The organism is Vogesella sp. (genome assembly GCF_046297735.1).
GTDB classification, from domain to species: domain Bacteria; phylum Pseudomonadota; class Gammaproteobacteria; order Burkholderiales; family Chromobacteriaceae; genus Vogesella; species Vogesella urethralis.
This window is the reverse complement of record NZ_JBKBHK010000004.1, coordinates 226646-253421: the sequence shown is the minus strand read 5'-3', so window position 1 is coordinate 253421 and position 26776 is coordinate 226646. Positions and strand designations below refer to the sequence as shown.

Here is a 26776-nt window from a genome sequence, read left to right as displayed (position 1 = left end):
TTGGAGGGAAATGTGTTTAAAAACAAAATGTTAAGATGTTTTTATGACATATTGCCGTTTTTTTACGGCTGTTCATTTTGTAATTTGCCGTCGCATTGCTATAAGGCAAAAAGTGCAAGAATTGTCAAACCGGCATTTTAAATGCCTTTGGCATTGTGCGCTGCGGTTGGTGAATGTATACATTGATGTCGCAATAAGGAAATCCCTAGGGTGTGGGCACTCTTACAATGCGCTCACACAACACCTGTGTTCCCAAAACAAATACGAGAAGCAACATGTCGCTTACCAACAAGACCGAATTCCTGTGCCTGATCGAAGACATTCAGGCCATCGCAGAGCAGAAACTGTCCCAACAGGCCGCTGCCAGTCTGGGTACCTTTGTTCCGCTCTATTTTGAAGAATCCGAACACGAAGACCTGAGAAGCTTCTCGCCGCAGGACCTGTTCGGCGCGGCCATGGCGCATTTCGAGTTTGCCAGCAAGCGTGCGGCTGGCCAGGCCAAGGCCCGCATCTATAATCCTGATTTCGAACGTGACGGCTGGCAGAGCACCCACACCGTGATCGAGATCGTGAACGATGACATGCCGTTCCTGATCGATTCGGTTGCCATGTTGCTGGCACGCCATAACCTGAACCTGCACCTGCTGGTGCATCCGGTACTGTCGGTTGGCCGCGATGGCGCCGGTCAGATTGCCGAACTGAAGCGCACCGAAGACCGTAGCTTGCCGCTGGAATCGTTCATTCACGCCCAGGTAGACCGCGTTAGCGACGCGGCCGTACTGCGTGCGCTGCAAGATGACCTCAACCATGTGCTGTCGCTGCTGCGCCGTGTGGTGGACGACGAGCCGCAAATGCGCGAAGTGGTAGCAGGCCTGCGTGCCGATCTGGCCGCCATTAAGGGCGAGCGCGAACGCGAAGCTGCCGAGGCGGTGGTCTTCCTTGACTGGATGGCGGCCAACCATTTCATTTTCATGGGTTACTGCGACTACGACCTGGTGAAGCGCGACGGCAAGGACAGCCTGAAGATCGTCAAGAATACCGGCTTGGGTTTCCTGAAAGACCAGGGCAGCAAAGAGTACTCCGAGAGCTTCGAGGCGCTGCCGCAAGACCTGCGTGAGCTGGCGCACCAGCCGCAGCTGTTGATTCTGAACAAATCGCAGTCGCGCTCGGTGCTGCACCGTTCCGCCTACATGGATTTCGTTGGTATCAAGCGCTTCAACAGCAAAGGTGAGGTGATCGGCGAGCGCCGCTTCCTGGGCCTGTACACGGCCAGCGCTTACCAGCAGTCGCCGAAGGATATCCCGCTGCTGCGCGAAAAAGTGGCGCACGTCGTCACCACCTGCGATTACGTGGATAACAGCTACAAGGCCAAGACGTTGGGTTTCGTGCTGGAAAGCTACCCGCGTGACGAGCTGTTCGAGATCCCGGCCGAAACCCTGACCCCGATCGTGGAAGGCATCGTCAACTTGCAAGAGCGCCCGCGCGTGCGCCTGTTCACCCGCAACGACCGCTATCACCGCTATGTGAGCTGCCTGGTTTTCGTGCCGCGTGACAGCTTCAACACCGAAATCCGCCTCAAGATCGAACGTGTGCTGATGAACGCCTTCAATGGTGCATCCGCTGAATTCAGCGTGCAGATCAGCGATAGCACCCTGGCGCGCGTGCACTACATCATCCGCACCCAGGGCGGCCACCTGCCGCAGTACCGTACCCACGAGCTGGAAGCCGACATTGCCCGCGTGGTACGCGGCTGGCAGGAAGAGCTGCACCATCAGCTGATCGAAACCCACGGCGAAGAGAAGGGCAACCTGCTGTTCAACCGCTACCGTGGCGCGTTCCCGGTGGCCTACCGTGAAGAATTTGCCGCCCGCAATGCGGTGCTGGACATCCAGCTGATCGAAGACGCGGCTGCCAGCCAAGGTATTAGCATGAAGCTGTACCGCGCGTTTAACCGTGGCCAAGGTTACAACCTGAAACTGTTCCGTGGCGGCGAACCGCTGGGTCTGTCTGCCAGCCTGCCGATCCTGGAAAACATGGGCGTGCAGGTACGCGACGAGCACCCGTACCGTATCGAACTGAACGACACCACGGTGTGGATCAGCGACTTCGGCCTGGAGCTGGGCGGTGCTGCCGAATCGATGCAGGATGAAGCTATCCAGAAAAACTTCCAGGCCTTGTTGTCGCGCGTGTTTGCCAAGCACGTCGAGAACGACGGCTTCAACCGTCTAGCGGTAGTGGCTGGCCTGGACTGGCGTGAAATCACGCTGGTGCGCGCACTGGCCAAGTACCTGCGTCAGGGCGGCCTGACCTTCAGCCAGAGCTATATCGAAAACTGCGTAGCGCATTACCCGGAAATCACCCGTCGCCTGGTACAGCTGTTTGCTGCCCGCCTGCACCCCACCGCTTTTGACGACGCGCGTGCCGCAGCCTTGCAGGAAGAGCTGAAAGACCTGCTGGACGGCGTGGCCAACCTGGACGAAGACCGCATTCTGAACGGTTTCCTGCAGGTGATTCTGGCAACCCGCCGTACCAACTTCTGGCAGAAAGACAGCAGCGGCGAGTTCAAGTCGTACGCGTCGTTCAAGCTGGAATCCAACCTGATCTCCTTCCTGCCGCAACCGCGTCCGATGTTCGAGATCTGGGTGTACAGCCCGCGTGTGGAAGGCGTGCACCTGCGCGGCTCCAAAGTGGCCCGCGGCGGCCTGCGCTGGTCCGACCGCATGGAAGACTTCCGTACCGAAGTGTTGGGTCTGGTAAAAGCCCAGATGGTGAAAAACTCGGTGATCGTGCCGATGGGCTCCAAGGGCGGTTTCGTCGGCAAGCAACTGCCGGCGCCGAGCGACCGTGAAGCCTTCATGGCTGAAGGTATCGCCAGCTACAAGACCTTCATTTCCGCGCTGCTGGACGTGACCGACAACCTGGTGAACGGCCAGATCGTACCGCCGGTAGACGTGCGTCGCCTGGACCCGGACGATCCGTACCTGGTGGTGGCTGCCGACAAGGGCACCGCAACCTTCTCCGACATCGCCAACAGCATTTCCGAAGCCTACGGCTTCTGGCTGGGTGACGCGTTTGCGTCCGGTGGCTCTGCCGGTTACGACCACAAAGGCATGGGCATTACCGCCCGCGGCGCGTGGGAATCGGTAAAACGCCACTTCCGTCATTTGGGCATCAACACCCAGGAGCAGGACTTCAGCGTGATCGGTATCGGTGACATGGCCGGTGACGTATTCGGTAACGGCATGCTGCTGTCCGAGCACATCTGCCTGAAGGCCGCGTTCAACCACCTGCACATCTTCCTGGACCCGACGCCGAACGCTGCGGTGAGCTTTGCCGAGCGTGCCCGCCTGTTCAACCTGCCGCGTTCCAGCTGGGCGGACTACAACCGCGAGCTGATCTCGGAAGGCGGTGGCATCTTCGAACGCTCTGCCAAGTCCATCCCGCTGTCGCCGCAAGTGAAGGCATGGCTGGAAACCGACAAGGACAGCATGGCGCCGAACGAGCTGATCCACGAACTGCTGAAGGCCAAGGCCGACCTGCTGTACAACGGCGGTATCGGTACCTACGTGAAGGCGTCCACCCAGAGCCACGCCGACGCCCGCGACCGCGCGTGCGACCCGGTACGTGTCAACGGTAACCAGCTGCAGGTCAAAGTGGTAGCCGAAGGCGGCAACCTGACGTGCACCCAGCTGGGCCGTGTCGAGTTCGCGCTGGCCGGCGGCCGCATCTGCACCGACGCCATCGACAACTCGGCCGGTGTGGACTGCTCCGACCACGAAGTGAACATCAAGATTCTGGTAGGCGCCGTCATGCAGTCTGGCGACATGACGCTGAAGCAGCGTAACGACCTGCTGGCCGAGATGACCGAGGAAGTGGGCCATCTGGTACTGCGCAACAACTACCTGCAGACCCAGATCCTGGCCATCAACCGCAGCCATGCCGCGTCCATGCTGAGCACCCACGCCCGCATGATCACGCACATGGAAAAAACCGGCGAGCTGAACCGCGAGATCGAGTACCTGCCGACCGACACCCAGATCAACGAGCGTCGTCTGGCGCGTCAGGGCCTGACCCCGCCGGAAGTGGCCGTACTGCTGGCGTACAGCAAGATTTCGCTGGACCAGGCCATCCTGCGTAGCGATGTGCCGGACGATGCCGACTTCCTGCCGGTGCTGGTGAACTACTTCCCGCAGCCGCTGCAGCAACGCTTTGGCGAGCAGATGAAGCGCCACCACCTGAAGCGCGAGATCATCGCCAACCAGCTGGCCAACCTCATCATCAACCGCATGGGCACCACCTTCGTGTTCCGCCTGCAGGAAGAATCGTCGTTCTCGGCCGCCGACATCGCCCGCGCGTTCTGGATTGCCAGCCGCGTGTTCGACGCCGAAAGCCTGTGGACCCGCATCGAGCAGCTGGACAACCAGGTGTCTGCCGACCTGCAGGTAGAGATGATGGTGATGGTGCGTACCCTGGTAGAGCGCGTGGTGCGCTGGGTACTGCGTAACCGCCGCAACGCAGGCTCGGTCAATGCCGTCATCGAGCAATACGCGGCCAAGGTACAGGCGCTGCTGGCCAAGCTGCCGCAGCTGATCAGCGCCGATACCTACCCGCAAGTAGCCCGTCTGGAAAAACGCCTGAACCAGCCGAACGTACCGGCCGATCTGGCCAGCGTGCTGGCGCGTCTGGAGTTTGCCGTACCGATGATGGACATCATCGAAATCGGCGAGGGTAGTGCGCTGTCGCTGGACGACGTGGCGGCCAACTACCTGCAACTGGGCCGCGACCTGCAACTGGACTGGCTGCGCGCCGCCATTACCCAGCTGCCGCGCGACAACCGCTGGCAATCGCTGGCGCGCAGTGCGCTGCGTGACGACCTGTACCGCCAGCATCGTTCGCTCACCCAGAGCGCGATGGCGGTGTCGCAAGACGCTGATTTCGTGCCGCAATGGCTGAAACAGCGTGCGACCGACGTCGAGGCTTGCCAGCAGATGTTTGCCGAGCTGCAATCGTTTGAAGCGCTGGACCTGGCCATGTTGTCTGCCGGCATGCGCGAGCTAAACAACCACCTGCTCGCTTAAGTCACCCCGTTTCGTATTACTCCCTTACAAGCCGACCGCAAGGTCGGCTTTTTTTTGTTGTCAGTACGCGACAAACAAGCGTTTGACATGGCTGTGCACGTCTGCCGCGCTTTGGTGCACTTCGATGCCGAAGCGGCAATAAATACGGCAGATTCTTTTCGATAAATGCTTTATGCATGCACTTTAAATGTGCGTGCGACCTTGCTGCTATTTCGATGGCGCAGAATTTCGTAAAAAAGCTGCATCAGGTAGTTTGTTTTATTAAACGGGGCGATTAAATTAATGGACACCTGTACACAGAGACAGGGGGACAAACCAGCGCCGCAGTCAGTGTCTTGACGCTTTACTTCGTTATTGATGCTGGTTAATCTGATAAAAAACGAAACAACATTCCGCATGGCGGAACATCTCAGGAAGGACAAGATGAGCGAGAAACACATGGCCTCCGACACCCTGGTCAGCTTTCGCGGGGTGCAGAAGAGCTACGACGGCGAATCCCTGATCGTCAAAAATCTGGATCTGGATATTCGCAAAGGCGAATTCCTCACCATGCTTGGGCCGTCCGGCTCTGGCAAAACCACCTGCCTGATGATGCTGGCCGGTTTCGAAACCCCCACCCACGGCGAAATCCGCCTCGGCGACAAGCTGTTGAACCACGTGCCGCCGCACAAGCGCAACATCGGCATGGTGTTCCAGAACTACGCGCTGTTCCCGCACATGACCGTGGCCGAGAACCTGGCTTACCCGCTGACCATTCGCAAGATGAGCAAATCCGAGATTGCCGACCGCGTGAAGAAAGCGCTGGGCATGGTGAAGCTCGACGCGCTGGCCAACCGCTACCCCGGCCAGATGTCCGGCGGCCAGCAGCAACGCGTGGCGCTGGCCCGTGCGCTGGTATTCGAACCGCAGCTGGTGCTGATGGACGAGCCGCTGGGCGCACTGGACAAACAACTGCGCGAGCACATGCAGCTGGAAATCAAGCATATCCACGAGAACCTGGGCATTACCGTGGTGTACGTTACCCACGACCAGGGTGAGGCGCTGACCATGTCCGACCGCGTGGCGGTATTCAAGGACGGCATCATCCAGCAGATCGATGCGGCCAACGTGCTGTACGAAAAGCCGGTCAACTCTTTTGTGGCCAACTTCATTGGCGAGAACAACACCCTGCACGGCGAAGTGGTAGCAGTACAAGACCAGCACTGTACCGTGCGCCTGGGCAATGGCCAGACGGTACAAGCGTCGGCTATCTGCGTGAAGCAGGCCGGCGACGCTACCTCGATGTCCATCCGCCCCGAGCGCGTGCGCCTGAACCGCCACGCCGAAGCCTGCGAGAACCGCCTGCAAGCCAAGCTGGCCGAGTTCATCTACTTCGGCGATCACGTCCGCCTGCGGCTGGATGTGGCTGGCCAGACCGGTTTCATGGTGAAAGTGCCGGCCGGCGAGCTGGATAGCAGCTGGAAAGTAGGTGACAGCCTGGATATAGGCTGGATGGCGCGCGATATCCGTGCGCTGGATGCATCGGTTTACACACACTAAAAAAGCCCGACCACACGGGTATCTTCAACGTCCTGCAAAGCGATTTCCCCAGAGGAGAATGACCATGAATAAAAACACCCCGCGCCTGATTGCCCTGTCCGTCGTTGCTGCCTTGGCTGCGCCGGCCATGGCCAAAGACCTCACCGTGATTTCTTTTGGCGGTGCCAACAAGGATGCACAGGTCGTGGCCTACTACCAGACTTTCGAGAAAGCTACCGGCCACAAGATTACCGCTGGTGACTACAACGGCGAGATGGCCAAGATCAAGGCCATGGTCGACGCCAAGAAAGTGACCTGGGATGTGGTGGAAGTGGAATCGCCGGAGCTGCTGCGCGGTTGTGAGGAAGGCCTGTTCGAGAAAATCGACTGGTCCAAGGTGGGCAACAAAGCCGACTTTGTGAAGCCGGCCGTTTCTGAATGTGGCGTGGGCATTTTCGTGTGGTCCACTGCCATGGCCTACAACGCCGACAAGCTGAAAACCGCGCCGCAAACCTGGGCCGATTTCTGGGACGTGAAAAAGTTTCCGGGCAAACGTGGCCTGCGCAAGGGTGCCAAGTACACGCTGGAGTTTGCGCTGCAGGCTGACGGCGTGAAACCGGCTGACGTGTACAAAGTACTGGCTACCAAGGCCGGTGTAGATCGTGCCTTCAAGAAACTGGACCAACTGAAGCCGCACATCCAGTGGTGGGAAGCCGGTGCCCAGCCGCCGCAGTTCCTGGCCTCCGGTGACGTAGTGATGAGCTCGGCCTACAACGGCCGTATCGATACCGCACAGCGAGAAGGCAAAAACCTGAAAGTGGTGTGGACCGGTAGCGTGTACGACGTCGACTCTTGGGCCATTCCGAAAGGTTCGCCGAAGCTGAAAGAAGCGATGGAGTTCATCAAGCACGCCAGCCTGCCGCAACATCAGGCGGTGTATTCCAACAAGATCGCTTACGGCCCGACCAACCTGAAGGCTATTCAGCGCGTTGACCCGAAGTCGGCCTCCAACCTGCCGACCTGGCCTGCCAACCTGAAAAACGCGCTGGCCCTGGACGTGAACTTCTGGGTTGAGCACGGTGAAGAGCTGGAAGAGCGCTTCAACGCCTGGGCTGCCCGCTAAGCTGCTGCCTGTTGCCTGAACTATCCCGCCTAGCCCCACCGGGCTGGCGGGATTTTGCCGGAAGTGATACCCACCATGTCCCAAACCCTTTCCGTCAAAACACCGTTGACGGCGGCCGATGGCGAGCCGTTGACCGTGAAACTGGCGCGCGAGCGCCGCAACAAGCAGCTGAAAGCCGTTGCCTTGGTTGCCCCGCTTGCCATCTTTCTGCTGCTGACCTTTCTGGTCCCCATCTTCATGCTGCTTGGTCGCAGCGTGGATAACCCGGAGGTAGTGACCCATCTGCCGACAACCAGCAAGCTTATCGCCAGCTGGGATCGTCGCGCGCTGCCATCCGAAGAAGTGTTCCAGGCCATGGCCCGCGATCTGACCGCGGCCAAAGAAGCCAAAACCGTTTCCGAGGTGGCCAAGCGTCTGAACATGGATATCAGCGGTTTCCGTTCGCTGATCCAGAAAACCGCACGCAAGATGCCACTGGAGTTGGCCGCAGGCGAGAGCATGCGAGATCGCTTTATCCAGCTGGACGAACGCTGGGGCGACCCCGACCACTGGCACGTGATCGCCAAGAACGCCAAGCCCTGGACGCCGTACTACCTGTACAGCTCGCTGGACCTGCGTGAAACCAAGGCCGGTACGCCGGAACTGGTGCCGGAAGAAGAGCGCGCTTTTGTCAGCATTTTTGGCCGTACGCTGTGGATCAGCTTCTGGGTGACGGCATTTTGCCTGCTGCTGGGTTATCCGCTGGCCTATTGGCTGGCCAACCTGCCGGCACGCCAGAGCAACCTGCTGATGATTCTGGTATTGCTGCCGTTCTGGACCTCGGTGCTGGTGCGCGTGGCGTCGTGGATCGTGCTGCTGCAGCGCGAAGGCCTGATCAACAGCGCGCTGATCAATCTGGGCATTATTGGCGAGCCGCTACAGCTGGCATTTAACCGGGTTGGCGTTTACATCGCCATGGTGCACATCCTGTTGCCGTTTGTGATCCTGCCAGCTTACAGCGTGATGAAGAGTATTCCGCCTACCTATATGCGCGCTGCCATTTCGCTGGGTGATCATCCGTTTGCCGCTTTCTGGAAGATCTACTTCCCGCAGACGGTGGCCGGTGTGGCAGCTGGTGCCTTGCTGGTGTTCATCATGTGTATCGGCTACTACATCACCCCGGCGCTGCTGGGCAGCCCGGAAGAACAAATGGTGAGCTACTACGTGGCGTTCTACACCAACGTCACCATCAACTGGGGCATGGCCGCCGCGTTGGGCAGCCTGTTGCTGATCGCCACCATGACGCTGTACGCGGTGTACAGCAAGCTGGTGGGTGCCAACAAACTGAGTCTGGGGTAAGAAGACATGCTGCCAACTTATGCTTCGCCTATCGAGCGCATCTGGTACTGGAGCTTCCGCATTTTCTGCGTGCTGATCCTGATCTTCCTGGTGTCGCCACTGCTGGTGATCGTGCCGCTGTCGTTCTCGGCCGATACCTTCCTGCTGTACCCGATCAAGTCGTTCTCGCTGCGCTGGTACGAGGAATTCTTCGGCAACGAGGTATGGCTGACCTCGCTGAAGAACAGCTTCATCGTGGCGCCGGCTGCCACGCTGCTGGCGACCACGTTGGGCACGCTGGCCGCCGTGGGCCTGACTTCGTCAGACTTCCCCGGCAAGTCGGTACTGATGAGCGTACTGATCTCGCCGATGGTGGTGCCGGTGGTGATCGTCGGGGTAGGGGCCTACTTGTTCTTCGCCCCACTGGGCCTGTCCAACAGCTATCTGGCGTTGATTCTGGTCCACACCGCACTGGGCGTGCCCTTTGTGGTGATTACCGTGTCGGCCACGCTGCGCGGCTTCAACGCCAACCTGATCCGCGCCAGTGCCAGCCTGGGTGCCAACCCGATCACCACCTACCGTCGCATCGTGCTGCCGCTGATTGCACCGGGTGTGATTTCGGGTGCGCTGTTCGCTTTTGCCACCTCATTCGACGAAGTGGTGGTGACGCTGTTCCTCGCCGGCCCGGAGCAGACCACGCTGCCGCGCCAGATGTTTGGCGGTATCAAGGAAAACATCAGCCCGGCTATCGCCGCCGCGGCCACGGTGCTGATCCTGTTCTCCATCGCTTTGCTGCTGACCTTGGAATGGTTGCGTGGCCGCGCCGAGAAGACGCGCACCAGCGCAGCCTGATGCCAAGCCGGTGCCAAGCAAAAGCCCCTGCCGGTTGGCAGGGGCTTTTTTGTGGCTTCAGGGTTGGCCGCAGCAGCTTAGAAAAGTTCGATATCGCCTTCGTAGCTGGTGTGGGGCGCAATATTGCCCTGTTGCAGCAGCTGGTCGTAAGCGCATACCTGGTTGCGGCCGTGTTCCTTGGCGTAGTACAGCGCGCGGTCGGCCTGCTCCACCACATTGGCCGGCAGCATCTGGCCCAGGATGCCGACGTGACCGATGCTGATGGTGATGTGGCCAATCTGCGGGAAGATGAAGCCGGCAATGTCCAGTCGCAGTTGTTCCAACCGCATGTGGGCCAGTGCCGGTTCGCCGCGCAGGATAATGCCGAACTCCTCGCCACCGTAACGGTACAGTTGGGCGTAGGGACCCAGGATCTGTTCCATGTGATGCGCGACCAGTAGCAGCACCTCGTCGCCGACAATGTGGCCGTAGCGGTCGTTTACCAGCTTGAAGTGGTCGATGTCTACCAGCGCCAGCGTTTGTTGGCCGTTGCCTTGCTCCAGCAGTTCGTACAGACGGGCATCAAAGGAACGGCGGTTGAGCAGGCCGGTTAGCATGTCGCGCTCGGCGTCATACAGCAGGCGCAGATAGTTTTCGTGTATGCGGACCATGCCACTGAGAAAGCTGGCTTCTTCTTCCAGCAGCGGGCGGTGCTCTATCTGCAGCAACGCAATGATGCTGTTTTTCTGGTACACCACCTGCCACACGTGTCCGCCATATTGCCACGGAGCACGGTTGTCACGGCCAATGGCAATAGCCTTGCGAGCTTCGTCACCCGCTGCCAGCCACCCGCTGTCTTCTGGTGTGACCAGGCGATCGTTGCCGTCGTTGACTTGCAGCAGTTTCAGTTCCGGCTCGGTTTCGGGGTTGCGCACGCCGTACAGCGAGATGGTATTGCAGCCCAGAAAGTTGCCCAGCAGCTCCAACAAAGCCCGCTCCAGCTCGCGTAACTCGCGCTGCGAGGTCATCTTGGCCATTTGCTCCATCAAGGTCGCAATACTGGCGGGCGTGTAAGAGGCATTCATAAGCTTTTGGGGGTGTTACTGGCGTCCGGTGCTGCCAAAGCCGCCACTGCCACGTTCCGTATCGATAAATTCTTCTACGATATTAAACCCAACCTGGACCACTGGCACGATAATCATCTGAGCGATGCGCTCCATCGGCGCCAGGGTGAAGGCAGTATTGCCACGGTTCCATACCGACACGAACAACTGGCCCTGGTAGTCGGAGTCGATCAGGCCGGTGAGGTTGCCCAGTACGATGCCGTGTTTGTGGCCGAGGCCGGAGCGCGGCAGGATCATTGCAGCCAGGCCCGGGTCGGCCAGGTGGATGGCCATGCCGGTGGGCACCAGTACGGTTTCACCGGGCTGGATCACCATCTCGGCTTCGGTGGCAGCGCGCAGGTCCAGGCCGGCGGAACCGGAGGTGGCGTAAGCGGGCAGATTGTCTTTCAGGCGGGCGTCCATAATCTTGACGTCGATCACGGGTTTCATGCGTTTTTTATTCCTTGTGGGGTAAAAGCCGGGCCAGGTGCTGCACGATGGCGTGTGCCACCTCGGCCTTGGGCATGTCTGGCAGCGGATGGTGCCCGGCATCGTCCAGCAATGTCACGCTGTTACTGTCGGCACCCATCGCCTGCTGGGCCAGGTTGGCCACCAGCAGCGGCACCTTCTTGCGGCGGCGTTTCTGGTCGGCGTAAGCCAGCAGGTTCTGGCTTTCTGCGGCAAAGCCCACACAGAACGGTGCCGCCGGCAGGCCGGCCACCGTGGCCAGAATGTCCGGGTTTTCTTCCAGTTCGATTATCGGCAGGCCTTCACCCTTCTTGATTTTGTGCTCGGCGCGGTTCTTCACGCGGTAGTCGGCCACCGCCGCCACGCTGATGAAGATGTCGCTGCGGCCAACCTCGCCCAGTACGGCCTGGTACATGTCCTGCGCGCTCTGTACCGCGATGGTGCGCACCAGCGTTGGCGGAGTCAGGGCGGTGGGGCCGCTGACCAGCGTCACCTCGGCACCGGCGTCGCGGCAGGCGCGGGCCAGTGCGTAACCCATCTTGCCGGAGCTGATATTGGTGATGCCGCGCACGGTATCGATCGGTTCGTACGTCGGGCCGGCCGTCAGCAACACTTTCTTGCCTGCCAGCGGCTTGCTGCTGAATACACCGCCCAGCAGGTCGAACACTTCTTCCGGCTCCAGCATGCGGCCGGGGCCGGTCTCGCCGCAGGCCTGCACGCCGTGCGCCGGGCCCCACACCTGTACGCCGTCGGCCTGCAGCTGGGCCACATTGCGCAGGTTGGGCGGGTTTTCCCACATCTGCCGGTTCATTGCCGGCACTACCACCAGCGGGCAGGTACGGGCCGCGGCCATGGTGCTGATCAGGTCGTCACACGCACCGTGTGCCAGCTTGAAAATACAGTCGGCAGTGGCCGGTACGATCAGGAACACGTCGGCACGGCGCGACATCTCGATATGCGCCATCGCGTTGTGCGGGCGCGGATCCCAAATGTCGGTATAAACGGCGTTGCCAGACAGTGCCTGAAAGGTTGCGGGGGTGACAAAGCGTGTAGCCGCTTCGCTCATTACCACTTCGACGTGATGGCCAGCCTTGACCAGCAGCCGGGTCAGTTCGGCTGACTTGTAGGCTGCAATGCCGCCGGTAATGCCAAGAAGGATGCGTTTTTGTGCCATGTTGCGGCCTGCTTGTGGGGGTGCAAGGCGTGATTGTAGCCTAATGCTGCAGCTGCACCCAATGCTGCGCGTAGCGGGCAGATAAAAGCGTTTTTATCGAAGGCTGCTGCGGGCACACACTGCCTTGGTCGATATGCATAGGGGATTGCAATGCCGATCACCGACTGGCCCGCCGACGAGCGGCCACGCGAAAAACTGTTGTTGCATGGTGCCCATACCTTGTCAGATGCTGAGTTACTGGCGATATTCTTAAGAACAGGTATCAAGGGTTGCTCGGCTGTTGATATGGCCAGATTGATGATGCAACGCTTTGGCAGCTTGGGGCGCCTGCTCAGTGCCAGTCCGGATGCCTTTCAGCAGCAGGCTGGCCTCGGGCCTGCAAAGTACGTGCAATTCATGGCGATGCACGAGCTGGCGCGACGGTTGCTGGCTGAGCAGATGGCAGAGGCCGATGTGCTCGATAGCCCCGATGCCGTGCGTCGTTACTTGCGGCTGGCAATCGGACAGCGTGATGTTGAGGTGTTTTACGGGCTGTTCCTGTCGGCACAAAACCGTGTGCTGGCGGTCGAACAACTTGCATGCGGTTCGCTGACCGAAACCCGGGTCTACCCGCGGGAAGTGGTGCGGCGGGCTTTGTTTCATCATGCGGCGGCGGTGATCGTGGCGCACAATCATCCTTCCGGTGTGGCAGAACCGTCTGCGGCAGACCGGGCGCTGACAGACCGTCTCAAGCAGGCTTTGCAGTTGGTCGATATCAATTTGCTGGACCATTTGGTGGTAACGGGTGCGCACGCCGAATCGCTGGCGGAGCGTGGGTGGGTGTAGCGGTGGCCACGTGGCTGCCGTTGCGGTGGTGGTACGGTCAGCCGGTCTGGCCGCTGCACAAGGAGCAAGCCATGAACATCCTGCGTTTGATGAACCAGTCCGATTACATTCAGGTCAACAACCAACTGGTAAAACCCGAATTCATGTACGCCTCGGAAGACTATGCCGACGATGACGACATCGTGCTGGAAGCCCACCTCAGTGAAGCCGACATCGTGCTGACGGTGGCCGATCTGGAAGACGCCACGCCATTGGCAGACGGCGCGTACTGGATAGAAAGTGTTGGCTACATCCGTTTTCTGAGCCGGCAAGCGCTACATTGATATACCTGTGTTTCCCGCCGCAGCCGCCCATGCAGGGCGGTTTTTTTTGTTCACTTCGCATGCCAAATGCCTGCCTTGTATACAATCAATTAGCATTTGATCTGGCGCAAGTTGCTTTCGATAATCATTGCTACATTACCCCCTTCAAAGTGTGCCACTCTGCGGCACCGAGCGAGGATGGTCATGAACAAGATTCGAATTGCCATGGTGGGGGCGGGCGAAACAGCCACGCCGCTGTTGCGCCAATTGCTGGACGCACCGTTCGTGGAGCTGATCGGTGTAGCCGAATTGAATATGGCGTTGCCAGGTGTGGCGCTGGCGCGCGAACGCGGCATTCCGGTAACGGATAACTTCATCGAGCTGGCCGAGCAAGGCGAGCGCGTAGACATCATCATCGACCTGACCGGCTCGCGCAAAGTCCGCGAAGACCTGCGCCGTTTCATGCAGTTTGCCGGCAATGCGCATACCGTCATCATGCACGAGCGTATTGCGCTGCTGATGATGTCGCTGTCGGCCGGGCAACTGGTGGAAACCCGTCACGAGTCGTTGAGCTACTGAAGGCAGAGATCGATGCAGTGTCAGCCAGTGCGCTACCGTACCGGCTGAATTGAAGGGCGTGCGCAAGCACGCCCTTTTTTCGTGCGGCCAACCTTGGCGCCTGTTCAAAGTCTTTTCACGGCTGCGGCGGGTAGCCACCGGCCCCGCAGGGCGGGCTTGGCAAACCGCCATCTGCGGCCTTGGCCGCCTTGGCCTTGGCATGACCAAGGCCGGCAGCGTCCGCCTAGCATCTGGCCCTTTGCCAGGTCAGCGCAGTCGCTAAAAAACCTTGCACAGGCGCTTAGCCGAAACCGCGTTTTTTCAGCGCCAGGTACAGCATGCCGGCGGTGATGGCGTCGTTCAGCGCATCGTGGCGCGGCAAGGCCGGCACCTTCAGGTCGTCGATCAGCGTGGCCAGCTTCAGGTCGATATGGCTGTCCGGCTGCTGGCGCAGCTTGTAATCGTAATAGCGGCCCGATACCTCGATCTGGCGGTTGGGCAGCTTGATGCCGGTCAGCGGCTGTACGTACTTGTTCAGCACCGCCACGTCGTATTCCAGGTAATAGCCCAGCAGCGGGCGGCCACCGATGAAGTCCAGCAACTGCGCCACCGCTTCCTGCGGTGCCAGGCCTGCCGACACGTCGCGCGGGCGCAGGCCGTGGATGCGCACGCTGCCGGCGTCCGGTCTGCGTTCCGGCTTTACCAGCACGTAGAACGATTCGCTGCTGACAATACGTTGGCCGCGTATTTTCACCGCGCCGATGGACAGCAGCTCGGCCTCGCGCACGTTGAGGCTAGTGGTTTCGCAGTCCACGCTGACCAGTTCGTCTTCCTGTGGTTGCAGCAAGGCGGCAAAGCGCGGGTCTTTCAGACGCTGGGCGGCCCAATGCCGTTTCAGGGCGCCGATCATGCCACCGCTCCCAGGCGAAACTGGTGGCGCAGCAGGTTCTTGAACTTTTTCACCAGCCCCAGCGCGTCTTTCAGCAGGTCTTTTTCCAGTGTGGACAGCCGGTCCGGCCGGATCAGGTTGCTGGCAGCGCGGCCGTCGGCCAGGTCGGCCAGGCCGTGGCTCAGCCTCAAACCCAGCAGGAAGGCCAGCGTCTCGCTGATGTCGTTGGCAAAGTCGCGCTCCAGATGGCCCAGTTCGGCCAGCCGTTGCAGGCGGTCGAAGGTGTTGCAGGCGGCAATCCCGTGGCGCAGCGCCAGCGAGCGGATGCCGTGCACGATGGGGAAAATGCCGCCCTTTTTTATGTCCAGCGTGGCTTCGCCGTTTTTCTCCCGCGTCAGCAACTGGTCAAAGAAGCCTAAAGGCGTATCGAACTGTTCGATGGCGCGGGCAAAGCGGGCGTAGAAGCTTTCGTCATCCGACAGCAGGCTGTGCAGGTAGTGTTTGCACTGCGCCAGCAGCGCGTGGTCGCCGGCCACCGCTTCGGCGTCCACGAAGATGGCCAGGTTCATCAGCGAGTCGGCGTCCGGCAGGTACAGCCAGCGGTACAGCTGGTCGCGCATGCCTTGCTCCGGCTGGCACCATTGCGGGTTGTTCACCATGATGCGGCCCGGGCACGGCGGGTAGCCAAAGCGCGCCAGCGCGTCGCTGAAGGCCTGGCAGGCGCCTTGCAGCGTGGGGTGGTCGAAGCCGTCGCGGATGATCAGCGCGTTGTCCTGGTCGGTTTTCAGGATTTGTTCGCCGCGGCCTTCGGAGCCCATCACGATCAGGCAGCTGTTGTTCACTACTTCCGGCATGGCAATCAGCTGCCAGGTGCGCTCGAACAGGCGCGCGTTCAGCGCCTGCACCAGCCGCCCTAGCTGCGGCGCTTTCACGCCGTGGCTGGACAGCATGCCCACCAGGCGGGTGATCTGGCCGGCAATGTCGGCTAGCTCGTCCAGCGATTCAGCGCGCTCCAGCTTGTGCGCGATCAGGTGCGAGTGGTTGGAGAAGTAAGACAGGATGTCCACCTGCGCCAGAATGCCCACCGGCTCGCCCTTGTCCATCACCACCAAGCGGCGGATGTTGCGCTGGGTCATGGTAAGCAGGGCATCGAACAGGAAGCCGTCGATGTCGGTGGTGATCAGCTGGAAATGGCACACCTGGTGCAGTGGCGTACCCGGGGTGAGGCCGTTGAGCAGGGTGTCGCGGAAGTCGGTGGTGGTAAACATGCCCAGCTGGCCCATATGGCGCACCAGGATGGATTTGCTCTTGCGCTGCTTCATGATGCGTGCCGCATCGAGGAGGGTGTCCTGACCGTCGACAAACACCGGCAGCCGGCTACAGGCGTCGCGCACGATGGCGGTCATCAGCGTTTGCAGTTCGCGGGTGCCGGCGCTTTGCGCCAGTGCGCCGAATTTCTGCGACACGCTGGCGTAGAAGAAGGCGCCAAAGCGCGGGTTGCTTTCGGTCAGCTGCATGACCACGCTGCGCGGCAGCGTGTAGACCAGCGCCTCCTCGTGTACCACGAAGCGCTGTGTGGCTTGGCCAGCCACCATGGCGCGGGCGTCGAAGGTGTCTTGCGTATGGTAGACGGCCAGTACTTCGTCATCAGCCATCTCGCGTACCACGCCTTTGATCAGCACGTACAGCGTGTCCACGCTGTCGCCGGGGGCCATGATGACTTCGTCGTTATCGAAGAAGACGATGTCTGCGGCGTTTTCCAGCGCCAGGCGCTCGTGCGGGCTGAGGTGGGTAAACGGCGGGTGGGTGAAGTCGAAGCGGCTCATGCGGGCAGGTCCGGTCAGTGACTGATGGCTTCAGCATACGGCGCTATCGAAACACGTGACCAGACCCGGCAGGGTCAATGCTGTCAGCTTTGCGCTGGATCAGACGCCGTTGCGTCATTCCCGCAGCAGCTGGCCGGTCGGGTAGCCGGTAGCGTCACGCTACGGCGGTGTACGCGGCCATCCACGAACAGCGCCAACTCGCCGTCCTGCATGGCGGTCCACGTTTCGTTGTCGGTCAGTGGCACGGTGGCGATCACCGCCACACGGTCGTCGGGGGTGGTGACGGTAGAGAAGTCGACGGTCACGTCGTCGTCCACCAGGTGGGCGGTGGGAAACGGCGCCTGGCGCACGATGTAGTGCAGTTTGGTGGAGCAGTGGGTAAACAGCCACTGGCCGTTGGACAGCATGAAGTTGAACACGCCGTAGCTGCGTAGCGTGGCGGCCAACCCTTCGATGGCCTCGAACAGTTCGTCTAGCGACGGCGGCTGGCACCAGCGCTGGCGCAGTTGTTCCATGATGTAGCAGAACGCGGCTTCGGAGTCGGTGCCGCCCACCGGCTGGTAATGGCAGCCGGCTGCCGGGGCAAAATCTACCAGGTTGCCGTTGTGGGCAAATATCCAGTATTGGCCCCACATCTCGCGCTGGAACGGGTGGCAGTTGGCCAGGTTGACCTCACCTTGCGTGGCCTTGCGGATGTGGGCGATGACGTTTTGCGACTTGATCGGGTACTGCCGCACCAGCGCCGCTACAGGCGAGTCGGCCGACGGTTTGTCGTCCAGGAACAGCCGCACGCCGCGGCCTTCGAAAAAGGCGATGCCCCAGCCGTCGGCGTGGTGGTCGGTCAGGCCGCCACGGCGGTGGAAGCCTTCAAAGGAAAACAGGATATCGGTGGGCGTATTGCAGTTCATGCCCAAAAGCTGGCACATGGCGGGATCTCTGGCTGTTGATACAGCCATTGTTCCATGCGTTGCTGGCAGCGCCAAGCCCGTTGGCCACGGTAGCGGCGTTGGGCGGGCTTGTGATTTGTGAGAAAATCCCGATATCAGACCCTCTGGTAGCAATGTGCTACCCGGCAGCGCAGAAAGGCAAGGCATGACAACCATCGTCGTGGTAAGCAAGGGCAAGCAGATTGCCATTGCCGCCGACAGCCAGACCACCTTCGGTGACGACCAGAAACTGCTGGCCGCCTACGATGCGTACAGCAACAAGATCTTCCGTGTGGGCGACAGCTACCTGGCCATTGCCGGCTCCGCCGCACATGATCTGGTGCTGCAAGCGGCGCTGAAGGGCATGAAGTCGCGCGACTTCAGCAGCCGTGCCGGCCTGTTTGAAACCTTCCGCAAGATTCATCCCAAGCTGAAGGACCATTTCTTCCTGCGGCCGGAAGAGGAAGAAGACGACCCGTACGAATCCAGCCAGATGATGGTGCTGGTGGCCAACGGCCACGGCATTTTCGGCGTGTACCCGATGCGCGAGGTGTACCAGTTCTCGCGTTTCTGGGCCATCGGCTCCGGGCGCAAGTTCGCCATGGGCGCCATGCACGCGCTGTACGACAGCCCGCTGGACGCGGCCGGCATTGCCGAGGCGGCTATCCGCGCCGGCTGCGAGTTCGACGCCAGCTCCTCGCTGCCGCTTACCCTGTATACCCTTGAAAAAGAGAAGGACACCCATTCATGAGCCAACACAATACACTGCAACGCTTCCTGTTCGACGGCATACCGGTACGCGGTGCGCTGGTTCGCATGGACGGCGCCTGGCAGGAAGTGCTGGCGCGCCATAACTACCCGGCCGCCATCCAGAACGTGCTGGGCCAGATGCTGGCCGCCAGCAGCCTGTTGGCCGCTAACCTGAAATTCGACGGCACGCTGATCATGCAGCTGCACGGCAAGGGCGCGCTGCGCCTGGCCGTAGCCGAGTGCACCAGCGAACGCACCGTGCGTGCCTCTGCCCGCTACGACGACGGTATCCACGACGCACCGCTGGCCGAGCTGCTGGGCGAGGGTGGCACCTTCGTGATGACGCTGGAGCCCAAGGACGGCGAGCCTTGGCAAGGCATTGTGGCGCTGGAAGGCGACAGCATCAGCCAGATGCTGGAAAACTACATGCGCCGCTCCGAGCAGGTGGAAACCATGCTGCTGCTGGCCTGTAACGACCAGACCGCCGCCGGCCTGCTGCTGCAGCGCCTGCCGGACGGCCACGGCGACGCCGAAGGTTGGCCGCACGTACAGGCGCTGGCGCAAACGCTGCAGCAGGACGAGCTGCTGTCGCTGGACGCGCTGGACATCCTGTACCGTCTGTACCATCAGGAAGCGGTACGCGTGTTCGACCCGGAGCTGGTGAGCTTTGCCTGCAACTGCAGCGAAGAGCGCGTCGGCAACATGCTGAAGCTGCTGGGCGGCGAGGAAGTGGCCAGCGTGGTGCTGGAGCAGGGCAGCATCGAAGTGGGCTGCGAATACTGCGGCCAGCGCTACGTGTTTGACGACGAAGACGTCAACACCTTGTTCGGCATGGACGTGATCAACGCGGTGCGTAGCGAGCAGCAGCGCCACTGAGCCTGACGGCTGCGCTGATGACAACCCGCCTGCTGGCGGGTTTTTTCATGCCCGCCCATTGTTGCGGCCAACCTTGCCGCCCAGCCGCAGGCAACAAAAAACCCGCCGTGCGGCGGGTTTGTCATGCAAGGGCGGGCAGTTACAAGCCAACACCGGCGTGGATGCGGTCGTGCATCTCGTCCACCCAGTCTTCAAACTCCACTTCGTGCATGCCCAGGTAGGCGATCAGTTCCTCGGAGCGGTCTTTCCAGCCCGGGTCGCCGTTCTGGTCGGTACTGGTACGCCAGATGTGTTGTGCGGCACGCGCTACCGCCACCATCATTTTGTGATTGTGGTCCAGCATGGTATCGGTACTGTCGTTGAACAGCTCGGCATTGTGTTGCAGCAAGATGGCCTGGCAAAAGTCGTCCGGCATATTCCAGGTGCGGGCTACCAGGTAGCCCACCACGTCGTGGCTGGTGCCGTGGAATTCCTGCTCGATCTTGCTGACCTGGCGGTCGCGTGCCTGGGTAATCAGCCGCAGTGTGCGCTCGTAATTGGAGTAGCGCATCAGCATCACGGCAATGCCGCAGCCGCGGAACAGGGCAAAGGTCTGGCACTCGTCGCTGGGGCGACCCAGCTTTTCGCACAAGGCCGCCGCCATGGCGGACTCGTGCATGGTGCGTTCCCAGAACTGTTCGATGACCGGTGGCGAATTGCTGGTCAGCGTCAGGCGCAGCAGCAGGCCATGCACCAGCTGGACGATATTGCGTTCGCCCAGCAGGTTGACGGCTTGCAGGATGGACGTGAGGGTGCGGCCGCTGCCGAAAAAGGGGCTGTTAGCCGCTTTGAGGATGGCGGCAGACAGGCCAAGGTCGCTACCGATCACGTCTGCCACGTCCATCAGGCTCATGTCCGGGTTGCTGCGCAGGGCAACCAGTTTGTCGAGCATGGCAGGGCGCGGCGGAATGACCAGATTGCGTACCAGGTCGGCGGTGGTGCTGGCGTCGAATTGAGGGACCTTCATTGCTAAGGATCCGGTAGGGGCTAGATTATAGAATTTCAAATCATTCTAGCAGTGCCGCCCGCCTATTTCATGGAGAAATCAGGGTTTCCAGCACCTTTTTTTGCAATGCGTCCGGATGGGCGGTCACCCGCAGCACGTGCTGCATGGCTGGATGGGGCGGCCGGTGCACGGCAACCCCTTGCGCCCACAGGGCTTTTTGTCTGGCCAGCGCGGCATCGGCGTCCGGATAGACGATGGCCAGGAAGTTGGTATGCGATGGGATGATGTGCAGCCCGCCTTGCTGCAAGGCTTGCTGCAGCTGTTCGCGCAGCGCCAGCGTGTCGGCAATCAGCCGCTGGCTGCAGGCCGGCTGGTCCAGCGCTGCAACTGCCGCAGCTTGTGCCACGCTGGAGGTGCCGTACTGGGTGCGGATCTGGTCGGCCTTGGCCACCCACTCGGCCGGGGCCAGCGCGTAGCCGATGCGCAAGCCGGCCAGACCGTGTGCCTTGGACAGCGTACGCAGGCGGGCGGTGTCGGGCAGCGTGCCCTGGCGCTCGGCCTGGTCGCAGAAGTCGATATAGGCTTCGTCCAGCAGCAGGAAGGTGTCTGACGGCAGCGCGGCACGCAGCGCGGTGATGTCGGTCAGCGGCAGATAGCTGCCGGTGGGGTTGTCGGGGTTGGCCAGGTACAGCAGCGCCGCCTGGTGCTGCTGCACGGCGGCCAGCAGCGCCGGCAGGTCGTTCACCAGGCTGTCACCGTGCTGTGCGTACGGCACTTCCACCACGCGGGCGCCCACGCCTTCGGCAAAGTAGCGGAAGGTAGGGTAGGTGCCGGCGGTGCACACCACCACGTCGCCGGGCGACACCCGCGCGCGCAGGAACAGGCCGATCAGGCTGTCGGCACCGGCGTCCGCCACCACGTTGGCCGCATCCACGCTGTTCAGCACGGCAGCGCGCTGGCGGATGGCGCCGGCGTACGGGTCGGGGTACAGCCGCGCCAGTTCGTACAGCGCCTCGCCCCATTGCTGGCTGACGCTATGCCCGGCGATGGCCATGCTTTCGTTGGAGCCGATGCGGCTGTCGATGCGGCGGCCGATCAGGGCTTCCAGCTTGGGCAGGCCGGGGAACGGGTTGGCGATGGTGACGTCTTGCAGGTGGCGGGCGTAGCGTGGCATGGCGGTGTCCATAAAAGCTGATGGCATGACACTAAGGCAAAACGCGGCGGCGTGCCATGCCGGTTATGCATAAGCAAAGAACGCAGCCAGCGTATCGGCCAGCGCGGCCGGTTGCTCCCACTGGATCATGTGGCCGGCGTTGGCGATGGTGGTTTCCGTCAGGTTGGCAAAGCAGGCGCGGCGTTCGGGCAGCGTATCGAATACGCCCTTCGCCATCGGGTGGTCCCACATGTCGCCGCCGATCACCCACAGCACCGGCGCGCTGATGCGCTGCCAGCAAGCCTTGGCTTCTTCCAGCCGGTACAGCACCGGGTTCACCATCTTGTGGCGAGGGTCGGCACGGTATTGCCACTGGCCGTCCTGCTGCCGGCACAGCGCGGCCGCCATGTGCTGCGCGTAGGGCAGGGCCATGCGCGGGTTGCGCGCCTGCAATTTGGCGGCGACGTCGTCCAGGCCGCTGACGGCGGTAAAGGCCGGCGCCTGCTGCTTTTCGCGCAGCCAGCGCGCGTAGCGGCCCGGGGCCTCAGCCGGGCGGGTGGCGGCCAGGCCGAAGCCTTCTACCAGTGCCAGCCGGGCCACACGTTCCGGACGTATGCCGGCGTACAGGCCGGCCACCATTGCGCCCATGCTGTGGCCTACCAGGTTGGCCGCATGGTGCGGGCTGTAGTGCTGCAGCAGCGCGTCCAGGTCGGCCAGGTAGTCGGGCGAGTAGTAGCTGCCGCTGTTCCACCCGCTGTGGCCGAAGCCGCGCCAGTCGGGTGCCACGATCTGCCAGTTGCCGGCCAGGTGGTCGGCAACAAACTGGAAGGTGTCGGCACAATCCATCCAGCCGTGCAGCATTACCAGCAGCGGGGCGTCGTGCGGGCCCCAGCGCCGGACGTGATAGGCGTGGCCGTTGAAGGTGTGCTGTTCGCTGCGCGGCAGGTGCAGGGGCTGGTAGGGGGAGGTGAGGCTCATGCAGAATCGCAACCTGGATCAATCGGGGACGCCTAGTGTACGCACAGCACGGCGAGGATGACGAGTCGTGACACCCGGCAGTGCTTACCAGTGGTGGCGTCGCTGCATTCGCCGCAGCATACGGCGCCAAAAGACTTGCTGACCGAAATCTGGGCGCTGTTGGTGTGGCGTGGTTCAGGCAGGCTGAATCGCGAGTGGACAGGCCGGAACAAAAGAAAAACCCCGCAGCGTGCTACGGGGTTTTTGCGGCCAACCTTGGCGCAGCTTAGCGGCCGGCGTTGTAGTTGGGGGCTTCTTTGGTGATCTGTACGTCGTGCACGTGCGATTCGCGCATGCCGGCGGAGGTGATTTCCACAAAGCCGGCTTTTTCGTGCAGCACGTCGATGCTCGGGCAGCCCAGGTAGCCCATCGACGAACGCAGGCCGCCGATCAGCTGGTGGATCACCTGGGCGATCGGGCCCTTGTACGGTACGCGACCTTCGATGCCTTCCGGCACGAACTTGTCAGCAGCGTTGGAGCTGTCCTGGAAGTAGCGGTCGGCCGAGCCCTGGCTCATCGCACCCAAGCTACCCATGCCGCGGTACGATTTGTAGGAACGGCCTTGGTACAGTTCCACTTCGCCCGGGGCTTCCTCGGTACCGGCAAACATGCCGCCCAGCATCACGGCGTTGCCGCCGGCAGCCAGGGCCTTGGAGATGTCGCCGGAGTAGCGGATGCCGCCGTCGGCGATCATCGGTACGCCGGTGCCTTTCAGCGCTTCGGACACGTTGTGGATGGCGGTCAGCTGCGGTACACCGACACCGGCCACGATACGGGTGGTGCAGATGGAGCCGGGGCCGATGCCCACTTTCACGCCGTCGGCGCCGGCAGCCACCAGGGCCAGGGCAGCTTCGGCAGTGGCAATGTTGCCGCCGATCACGTCAACCTGCGGGTAGGTTTCCTTCACCCACTTCACGCGGTCCAGTACACCCTGGCTGTGGCCGTGAGCAGTATCCACCACGATCACGTCCACGCCGGCAGCCACCAGCGCTTTCACGCGCTCGTCGGTATCGGCACCGGTACCCACGGCAGCACCCACGCGCAGACGGCCTTGGCTGTCTTTGTTGGCGTTCGGGTGTTCGCTGGTCTTGATGATGTCCTTGACGGTGATCAGGCCTTTTAGCTCGAATGCGTCGTTTACTACCAGCACACGCTCCAGGCGGTGGGTGTGCATCAGCTCGCGGGCTTCTTCGATGCTGGCGCCTTCCTTGACGGTAACCAGGCGTTCGCGCGGGGTCATGATGCTGGAAACCTGCTGTTCGAGGCGGGTTTCAAAGCGCAGGTCGCGGTTGGTGACGATGCCGACTACCTTGCCATCCTGGACCACCGGCAGGCCGGAGATCTTGTGCTGGCGGGTCAGCAGTACCAGGTCGCGTACCAGCATGTCCGGGGCGATGGTGATCGGGTCTTTTACCACACCGCTCTCATGGCGTTTCACTTTGGACACTTCCAGTGCCTGCTTTTCGGCACTCATGTTCTTGTGAATGATGCCGATACCGCCTTCCTGCGCCATGGCAATGGCCAAGCGGGATTCGGTAACCGTATCCATAGCGGCGGATACCAGCGGCAGGTTCAGGGTGATATTGCGGGTGAGGCGGGTGTGGAGGGCAACGTCGCGCGGCAGTACAGCAGAATGGGCCGGGACGAGGAGAACGTCGTCGAAAGTATAGGCTTTCTCGATGATGCGCATCTTGGCGTTTCCTTAGGCGGCAAAAACGCATTATACCGATCTGGCCGTGTAAGTGCAAAACCCGCTTGCAGCGTTTTGCCTGCCTGGGGTAAGGCAGTGTATAAAGTGGCCTGCTGTGAGCACGGGGAAGTTTCATGAGAAAAGACAAGGTGATAGGGCTGTTGTTGCTGGCTGCCTGCAGCCTGGCCCAGGCCGAGGTATACAAGTGGGTAGATGCCAGCGGCAGGACCGTGTTTTCCGACCAGCCGCCGCCGGCCAAGCCGGGCGCTAAAGTGGAGCGTATCAAGGTCTATCCCGGGGGTACTGCGGCTGGTAAAACCCAGGCTTCGGACCCTGCGGCCAAAGCTGCACAGCCTGGTGGCAGTCTGGAAGGCGACATCAAGGCCATGAACGAGCGCATAGAAAAGCATAATCGCGACGTGAAGGCGCAAAACTGCCAGACGGCACAGGCCAACGTGGCAGCGCTAGACCGCGCCGGCAGCCGGCCCGACCCCAAGCGCGAGGACATGCTGAAGCGTGCGCGCGAGGAAGTGCGTATCTGGTGTAGCAAGTAAATGCAGCCAAGCCCGTTTGATTACCGGCCGGTACTGGCCAGCCTGCCCAATCTGCCCGGGGTGTATCGCATGTTCGATGCCTCGGGCAATGTGCTTTATGTCGGCAAGGCTATCGACCTCAAGAAGCGCGTCAGTTCGTATTTCCAGAAGAACGATCTCAGCCCGCGCATCCAGCTGATGGTGGCCCAGATCGCCAGCATCGAAACCACCGTGGTACGCAGCGAGGCCGAAGCGCTGATCCTGGAAAACAACCTGATCAAGGCGCTGGCCCCCAAGTACAACATCCTGTTCCGCGACGACAAGTCTTACCCCTATCTGATGATGTCGGGCCACGCCTGGCCACAGCTGGCGTACTTTCGTGGCGAACCCAAAAAGCCGCACCAGTATTTTGGCCCGTACCCCAACGGCTACGCGGTGCGCGAAAGCATCCAGATCCTGCAGAAGGTGTTCCGGTTGCGCACCTGTGAAGACAGCGTGTTTGCCAACCGCTCGCGGCCGTGCCTTTTATTCCAGATCAAGCGCTGCTCCGGCCCCTGTACCGGCGAGATCAGTGCCGAAGCCTATCGCGAAGACGTGCGCGGCGCCGTCTCCTTTCTGCAAGGCAAGCATAACGAGCTGATCGATACCCTCACCGAACGCATGCTGGCGGCTTCCGAGGCGCTGGCCTTCGAGCAGGCAGCCGAGCTGCGCGACCAGATCCAGGCGCTGGCGCGGGTGCAGGAAAAACAGTTCATCAGCAGCAATACCAGCCAGCTGGACGCCGACGTGGTGGCCATCGTGTGCCGTGGCGGGCTGGTGTGCGTCAACCTGGTGATGATTCGCGGCGGTCGCCACCTGGGCGACAAGAGCTTCTTCCCGCAAAATGCCGACGACAGCAGCGCCGCGGCCAACCTGGAAGCCTTCCTGGCGCAGCACTACCTGGGCGCCAGCCTGCCTGCCGTCATCATTCATAACGAACACGTGGCGCCAGAGCTGCAAGCTGCGCTGGTGGAGCAGGCCGACAAGCGGCTGGCGTTTGTGGGCAACCCCATCGGCGAGCGCCGCGTGTGGCTGGAAATGGCCGAGAAGAACGCCACGCTGGCTATCGAACAGCGCTTGCTGAGCGCCGCCAGCCAGCAGGGCAGGTTGGCCGCACTGGCCGAACTGATGGAAGTGGAGCAGGTGGCGCGGCTGGAGTGCTTCGATATCAGCCATACGCTGGGGGAAGCCACCGTGGCGTCCTGCGTGGTGTACGACCGTGGCGGCATGCAGCCGTCGGAGTACCGCCGCTTCAATATTGAAACTGCCGCCGCCGGCGATGACTACGCCGCCATGCGCGAGGCGCTGACCCGCCGCTACAGCCGCCTGGCCGCAGAAGACGGCCGCTTGCCCGACGTGCTGCTGATCGACGGTGGCAAAGGCCAGGTAGGCGTGGCGCTTGAGGTGCTGGCCGAAGTGGGCGTCGATGTACCCATCGTCGGCGTCGCCAAGGGCGAAGAGCGCAAACCCGGCCTGGAAACGCTGATCGTGCCGCATCTGCAAAAGACGCTACAATTGCCGCACGACCACGTCGCCCTGCACCTGATTCAAACCGTTCGTGACGAAGCGCACCGCTTCGCCATTACCGGCCACCGTGCGCGGCGCGCCAAGGCGCGTACCACCTCCACGCTGGAAGACATCCCGGGCGTGGGCCCCACGCGCCGGCAGCGGCTGCTCACCCGTTTTGGCGGGCTGCGTGGCGTGGTGGCTGCCAGTATCGACGACCTGGCGCAAGTAGACGGTATCAGCCGCGCGCTGGCCGAAAAAATCCATAATGCCCTGCACTAGCACTACA

The 26776-nt window shown here is 61.5% G+C and carries 22 protein-coding genes; 12 read left to right on the top strand and 10 right to left on the bottom strand.

Annotated elements, in window-relative coordinates; genetic code table 11:
- Window positions 1-275: 275 nt before the first annotated feature.
- From ACK4FZ_RS07120 to ACK4FZ_RS07100, 5 genes are all read left to right on the top strand, one after another.
- Complete coding sequence (locus ACK4FZ_RS07120; protein WP_409819269.1) at window positions 276-5078, top strand: NAD-glutamate dehydrogenase; 4803 nt, start codon at window positions 276-278, stop codon at window positions 5076-5078.
- A 423-nt stretch (window positions 5079-5501) separates the two neighbouring features.
- A complete protein-coding gene (locus ACK4FZ_RS07115; protein ID WP_409819267.1) occupies window positions 5502-6617 on the top strand; it encodes an ABC transporter ATP-binding protein in 1116 nt (371 codons plus the stop codon).
- Between the two features lie 64 nt (window positions 6618-6681).
- Window positions 6682-7719, top strand: coding sequence for an ABC transporter substrate-binding protein (locus ACK4FZ_RS07110; RefSeq protein WP_409819264.1), 1038 nt, complete (start codon window positions 6682-6684; stop codon window positions 7717-7719).
- Window positions 7720-7794: 75 nt separating this feature from the next.
- Entirely contained in the window at window positions 7795-9057 is a 1263-nt protein-coding gene (locus ACK4FZ_RS07105; RefSeq protein ID WP_409819263.1) for an ABC transporter permease, read from the top strand.
- A gap of 6 nt (window positions 9058-9063) precedes the next feature.
- Window positions 9064-9888 carry an ABC transporter permease gene (locus tag ACK4FZ_RS07100; protein WP_409819261.1) on the top strand — a complete coding sequence of 275 codons (825 nt, stop codon included), beginning with the start codon at window positions 9064-9066 and terminating at the stop codon, window positions 9886-9888.
- A 77-nt stretch (window positions 9889-9965) separates the two neighbouring features.
- Here the strand turns inward: ACK4FZ_RS07100 and ACK4FZ_RS07095 are convergent, their stop codons facing one another.
- The 3 genes from ACK4FZ_RS07095 to coaBC are packed head-to-tail and all read right to left on the bottom strand — an operon-like array spanning window position 9966 to window position 12612.
- Entirely contained in the window at window positions 9966-10952 is a 987-nt protein-coding gene (locus ACK4FZ_RS07095) for a GGDEF domain-containing protein (RefSeq protein ID WP_409819258.1), read from the bottom strand.
- 15 nt (window positions 10953-10967) lie between these two features.
- Window positions 10968-11420: a dUTP diphosphatase gene (gene dut, locus ACK4FZ_RS07090; protein WP_409819256.1), complete on the bottom strand. Its 453-nt coding sequence runs from the start codon at window positions 11418-11420 to the stop codon at window positions 10968-10970.
- Between the two features lie 7 nt (window positions 11421-11427).
- Complete coding sequence (coaBC, locus tag ACK4FZ_RS07085; protein WP_409819253.1) at window positions 11428-12612, bottom strand: bifunctional phosphopantothenoylcysteine decarboxylase/phosphopantothenate--cysteine ligase CoaBC; 1185 nt, start codon at window positions 12610-12612, stop codon at window positions 11428-11430.
- A 150-nt stretch (window positions 12613-12762) separates the two neighbouring features.
- Between coaBC and radC the strand changes: the two genes are divergently transcribed.
- The 3 genes from radC (at window position 12763) to ACK4FZ_RS07070 (ending at window position 14318) form a co-directional block, all read left to right on the top strand.
- The gene (radC, locus tag ACK4FZ_RS07080) at window positions 12763-13437 is read left to right on the top strand and encodes a RadC family protein (RefSeq protein WP_409819251.1); all 675 of its coding nucleotides are present in this window, start codon (window positions 12763-12765) and stop codon (window positions 13435-13437) included.
- 71 nt (window positions 13438-13508) lie between these two features.
- A complete protein-coding gene (locus ACK4FZ_RS07075) occupies window positions 13509-13760 on the top strand; it encodes a hypothetical protein (protein ID WP_409819249.1) in 252 nt (83 codons plus the stop codon).
- A gap of 183 nt (window positions 13761-13943) precedes the next feature.
- A complete protein-coding gene (locus ACK4FZ_RS07070; protein ID WP_409819246.1) occupies window positions 13944-14318 on the top strand; it encodes an oxidoreductase in 375 nt (124 codons plus the stop codon).
- A gap of 280 nt (window positions 14319-14598) precedes the next feature.
- Here the strand turns inward: ACK4FZ_RS07070 and ACK4FZ_RS07065 are convergent, their stop codons facing one another.
- From ACK4FZ_RS07065 to ACK4FZ_RS07055, 3 genes are all read right to left on the bottom strand, one after another.
- Window positions 14599-15207, bottom strand: a complete 609-nt coding sequence (locus ACK4FZ_RS07065; protein WP_409819243.1) for a 3'-5' exonuclease — start codon at window positions 15205-15207, stop codon at window positions 14599-14601.
- Window positions 15204-17012 (bottom strand): putative nucleotidyltransferase substrate binding domain-containing protein, encoded by a 1809-nt coding sequence (locus tag ACK4FZ_RS07060; RefSeq protein WP_409819240.1) that lies wholly within the window; start codon window positions 17010-17012, stop codon window positions 15204-15206. The genes ACK4FZ_RS07065 and ACK4FZ_RS07060 overlap by 4 nt, the downstream gene beginning before the upstream one ends.
- An 83-nt stretch (window positions 17013-17095) precedes the next feature.
- On the bottom strand, window positions 17096-17938 hold the full coding sequence (locus ACK4FZ_RS07055; RefSeq protein ID WP_409819238.1) for a class II glutamine amidotransferase: 843 nt from the start codon (window positions 17936-17938) through the stop codon (window positions 17096-17098).
- Window positions 17939-18104: 166 nt separating this feature from the next.
- Here ACK4FZ_RS07055 and ACK4FZ_RS07050 point away from each other — a divergent pair, with 166 nt between their 5' ends.
- On the top strand, window positions 18105-18689 hold the full coding sequence (locus tag ACK4FZ_RS07050) for an MFS transporter (RefSeq protein WP_409819236.1): 585 nt from the start codon (window positions 18105-18107) through the stop codon (window positions 18687-18689).
- Window positions 18686-19564: an Hsp33 family molecular chaperone HslO gene (gene hslO / locus ACK4FZ_RS07045; RefSeq protein WP_409819233.1), complete on the top strand. Its 879-nt coding sequence runs from the start codon at window positions 18686-18688 to the stop codon at window positions 19562-19564. Before ACK4FZ_RS07050 ends, hslO begins: the two co-directional genes overlap by 4 nt.
- A 139-nt stretch (window positions 19565-19703) precedes the next feature.
- Here hslO and ACK4FZ_RS07040 read toward each other — a convergent pair whose 3' ends face one another.
- The 4 genes from ACK4FZ_RS07040 to guaB all read right to left on the bottom strand — a co-directional run bounded on the left by ACK4FZ_RS07040 (window position 19704) and on the right by guaB (window position 24409).
- Window positions 19704-20570, bottom strand: coding sequence for an HDOD domain-containing protein (locus tag ACK4FZ_RS07040; RefSeq protein WP_409819230.1), 867 nt, complete (start codon window positions 20568-20570; stop codon window positions 19704-19706).
- Window positions 20571-20637: 67 nt separating this feature from the next.
- Complete coding sequence (locus tag ACK4FZ_RS07035) at window positions 20638-21723, bottom strand: aminotransferase class I/II-fold pyridoxal phosphate-dependent enzyme (protein ID WP_409819228.1); 1086 nt, start codon at window positions 21721-21723, stop codon at window positions 20638-20640.
- 63 nt (window positions 21724-21786) lie between these two features.
- Window positions 21787-22680 carry an alpha/beta fold hydrolase gene (locus ACK4FZ_RS07030; protein WP_409819226.1) on the bottom strand — a complete coding sequence of 298 codons (894 nt, stop codon included), beginning with the start codon at window positions 22678-22680 and terminating at the stop codon, window positions 21787-21789.
- 265 nt (window positions 22681-22945) lie between these two features.
- On the bottom strand, window positions 22946-24409 hold the full coding sequence (gene guaB / locus ACK4FZ_RS07025) for an IMP dehydrogenase (RefSeq protein ID WP_409819224.1): 1464 nt from the start codon (window positions 24407-24409) through the stop codon (window positions 22946-22948).
- Between the two features lie 134 nt (window positions 24410-24543).
- Between guaB and ACK4FZ_RS07020 the strand changes: the two genes are divergently transcribed.
- Both ACK4FZ_RS07020 and uvrC read left to right on the top strand, forming a co-directional pair.
- The gene (locus ACK4FZ_RS07020) at window positions 24544-24963 is read left to right on the top strand and encodes a DUF4124 domain-containing protein (RefSeq protein ID WP_409819222.1); all 420 of its coding nucleotides are present in this window, start codon (window positions 24544-24546) and stop codon (window positions 24961-24963) included.
- Window positions 24964-26769: an excinuclease ABC subunit UvrC gene (uvrC, locus tag ACK4FZ_RS07015; protein WP_409819219.1), complete on the top strand. Its 1806-nt coding sequence runs from the start codon at window positions 24964-24966 to the stop codon at window positions 26767-26769.
- Window positions 26770-26776 lie beyond the last annotated feature (7 nt).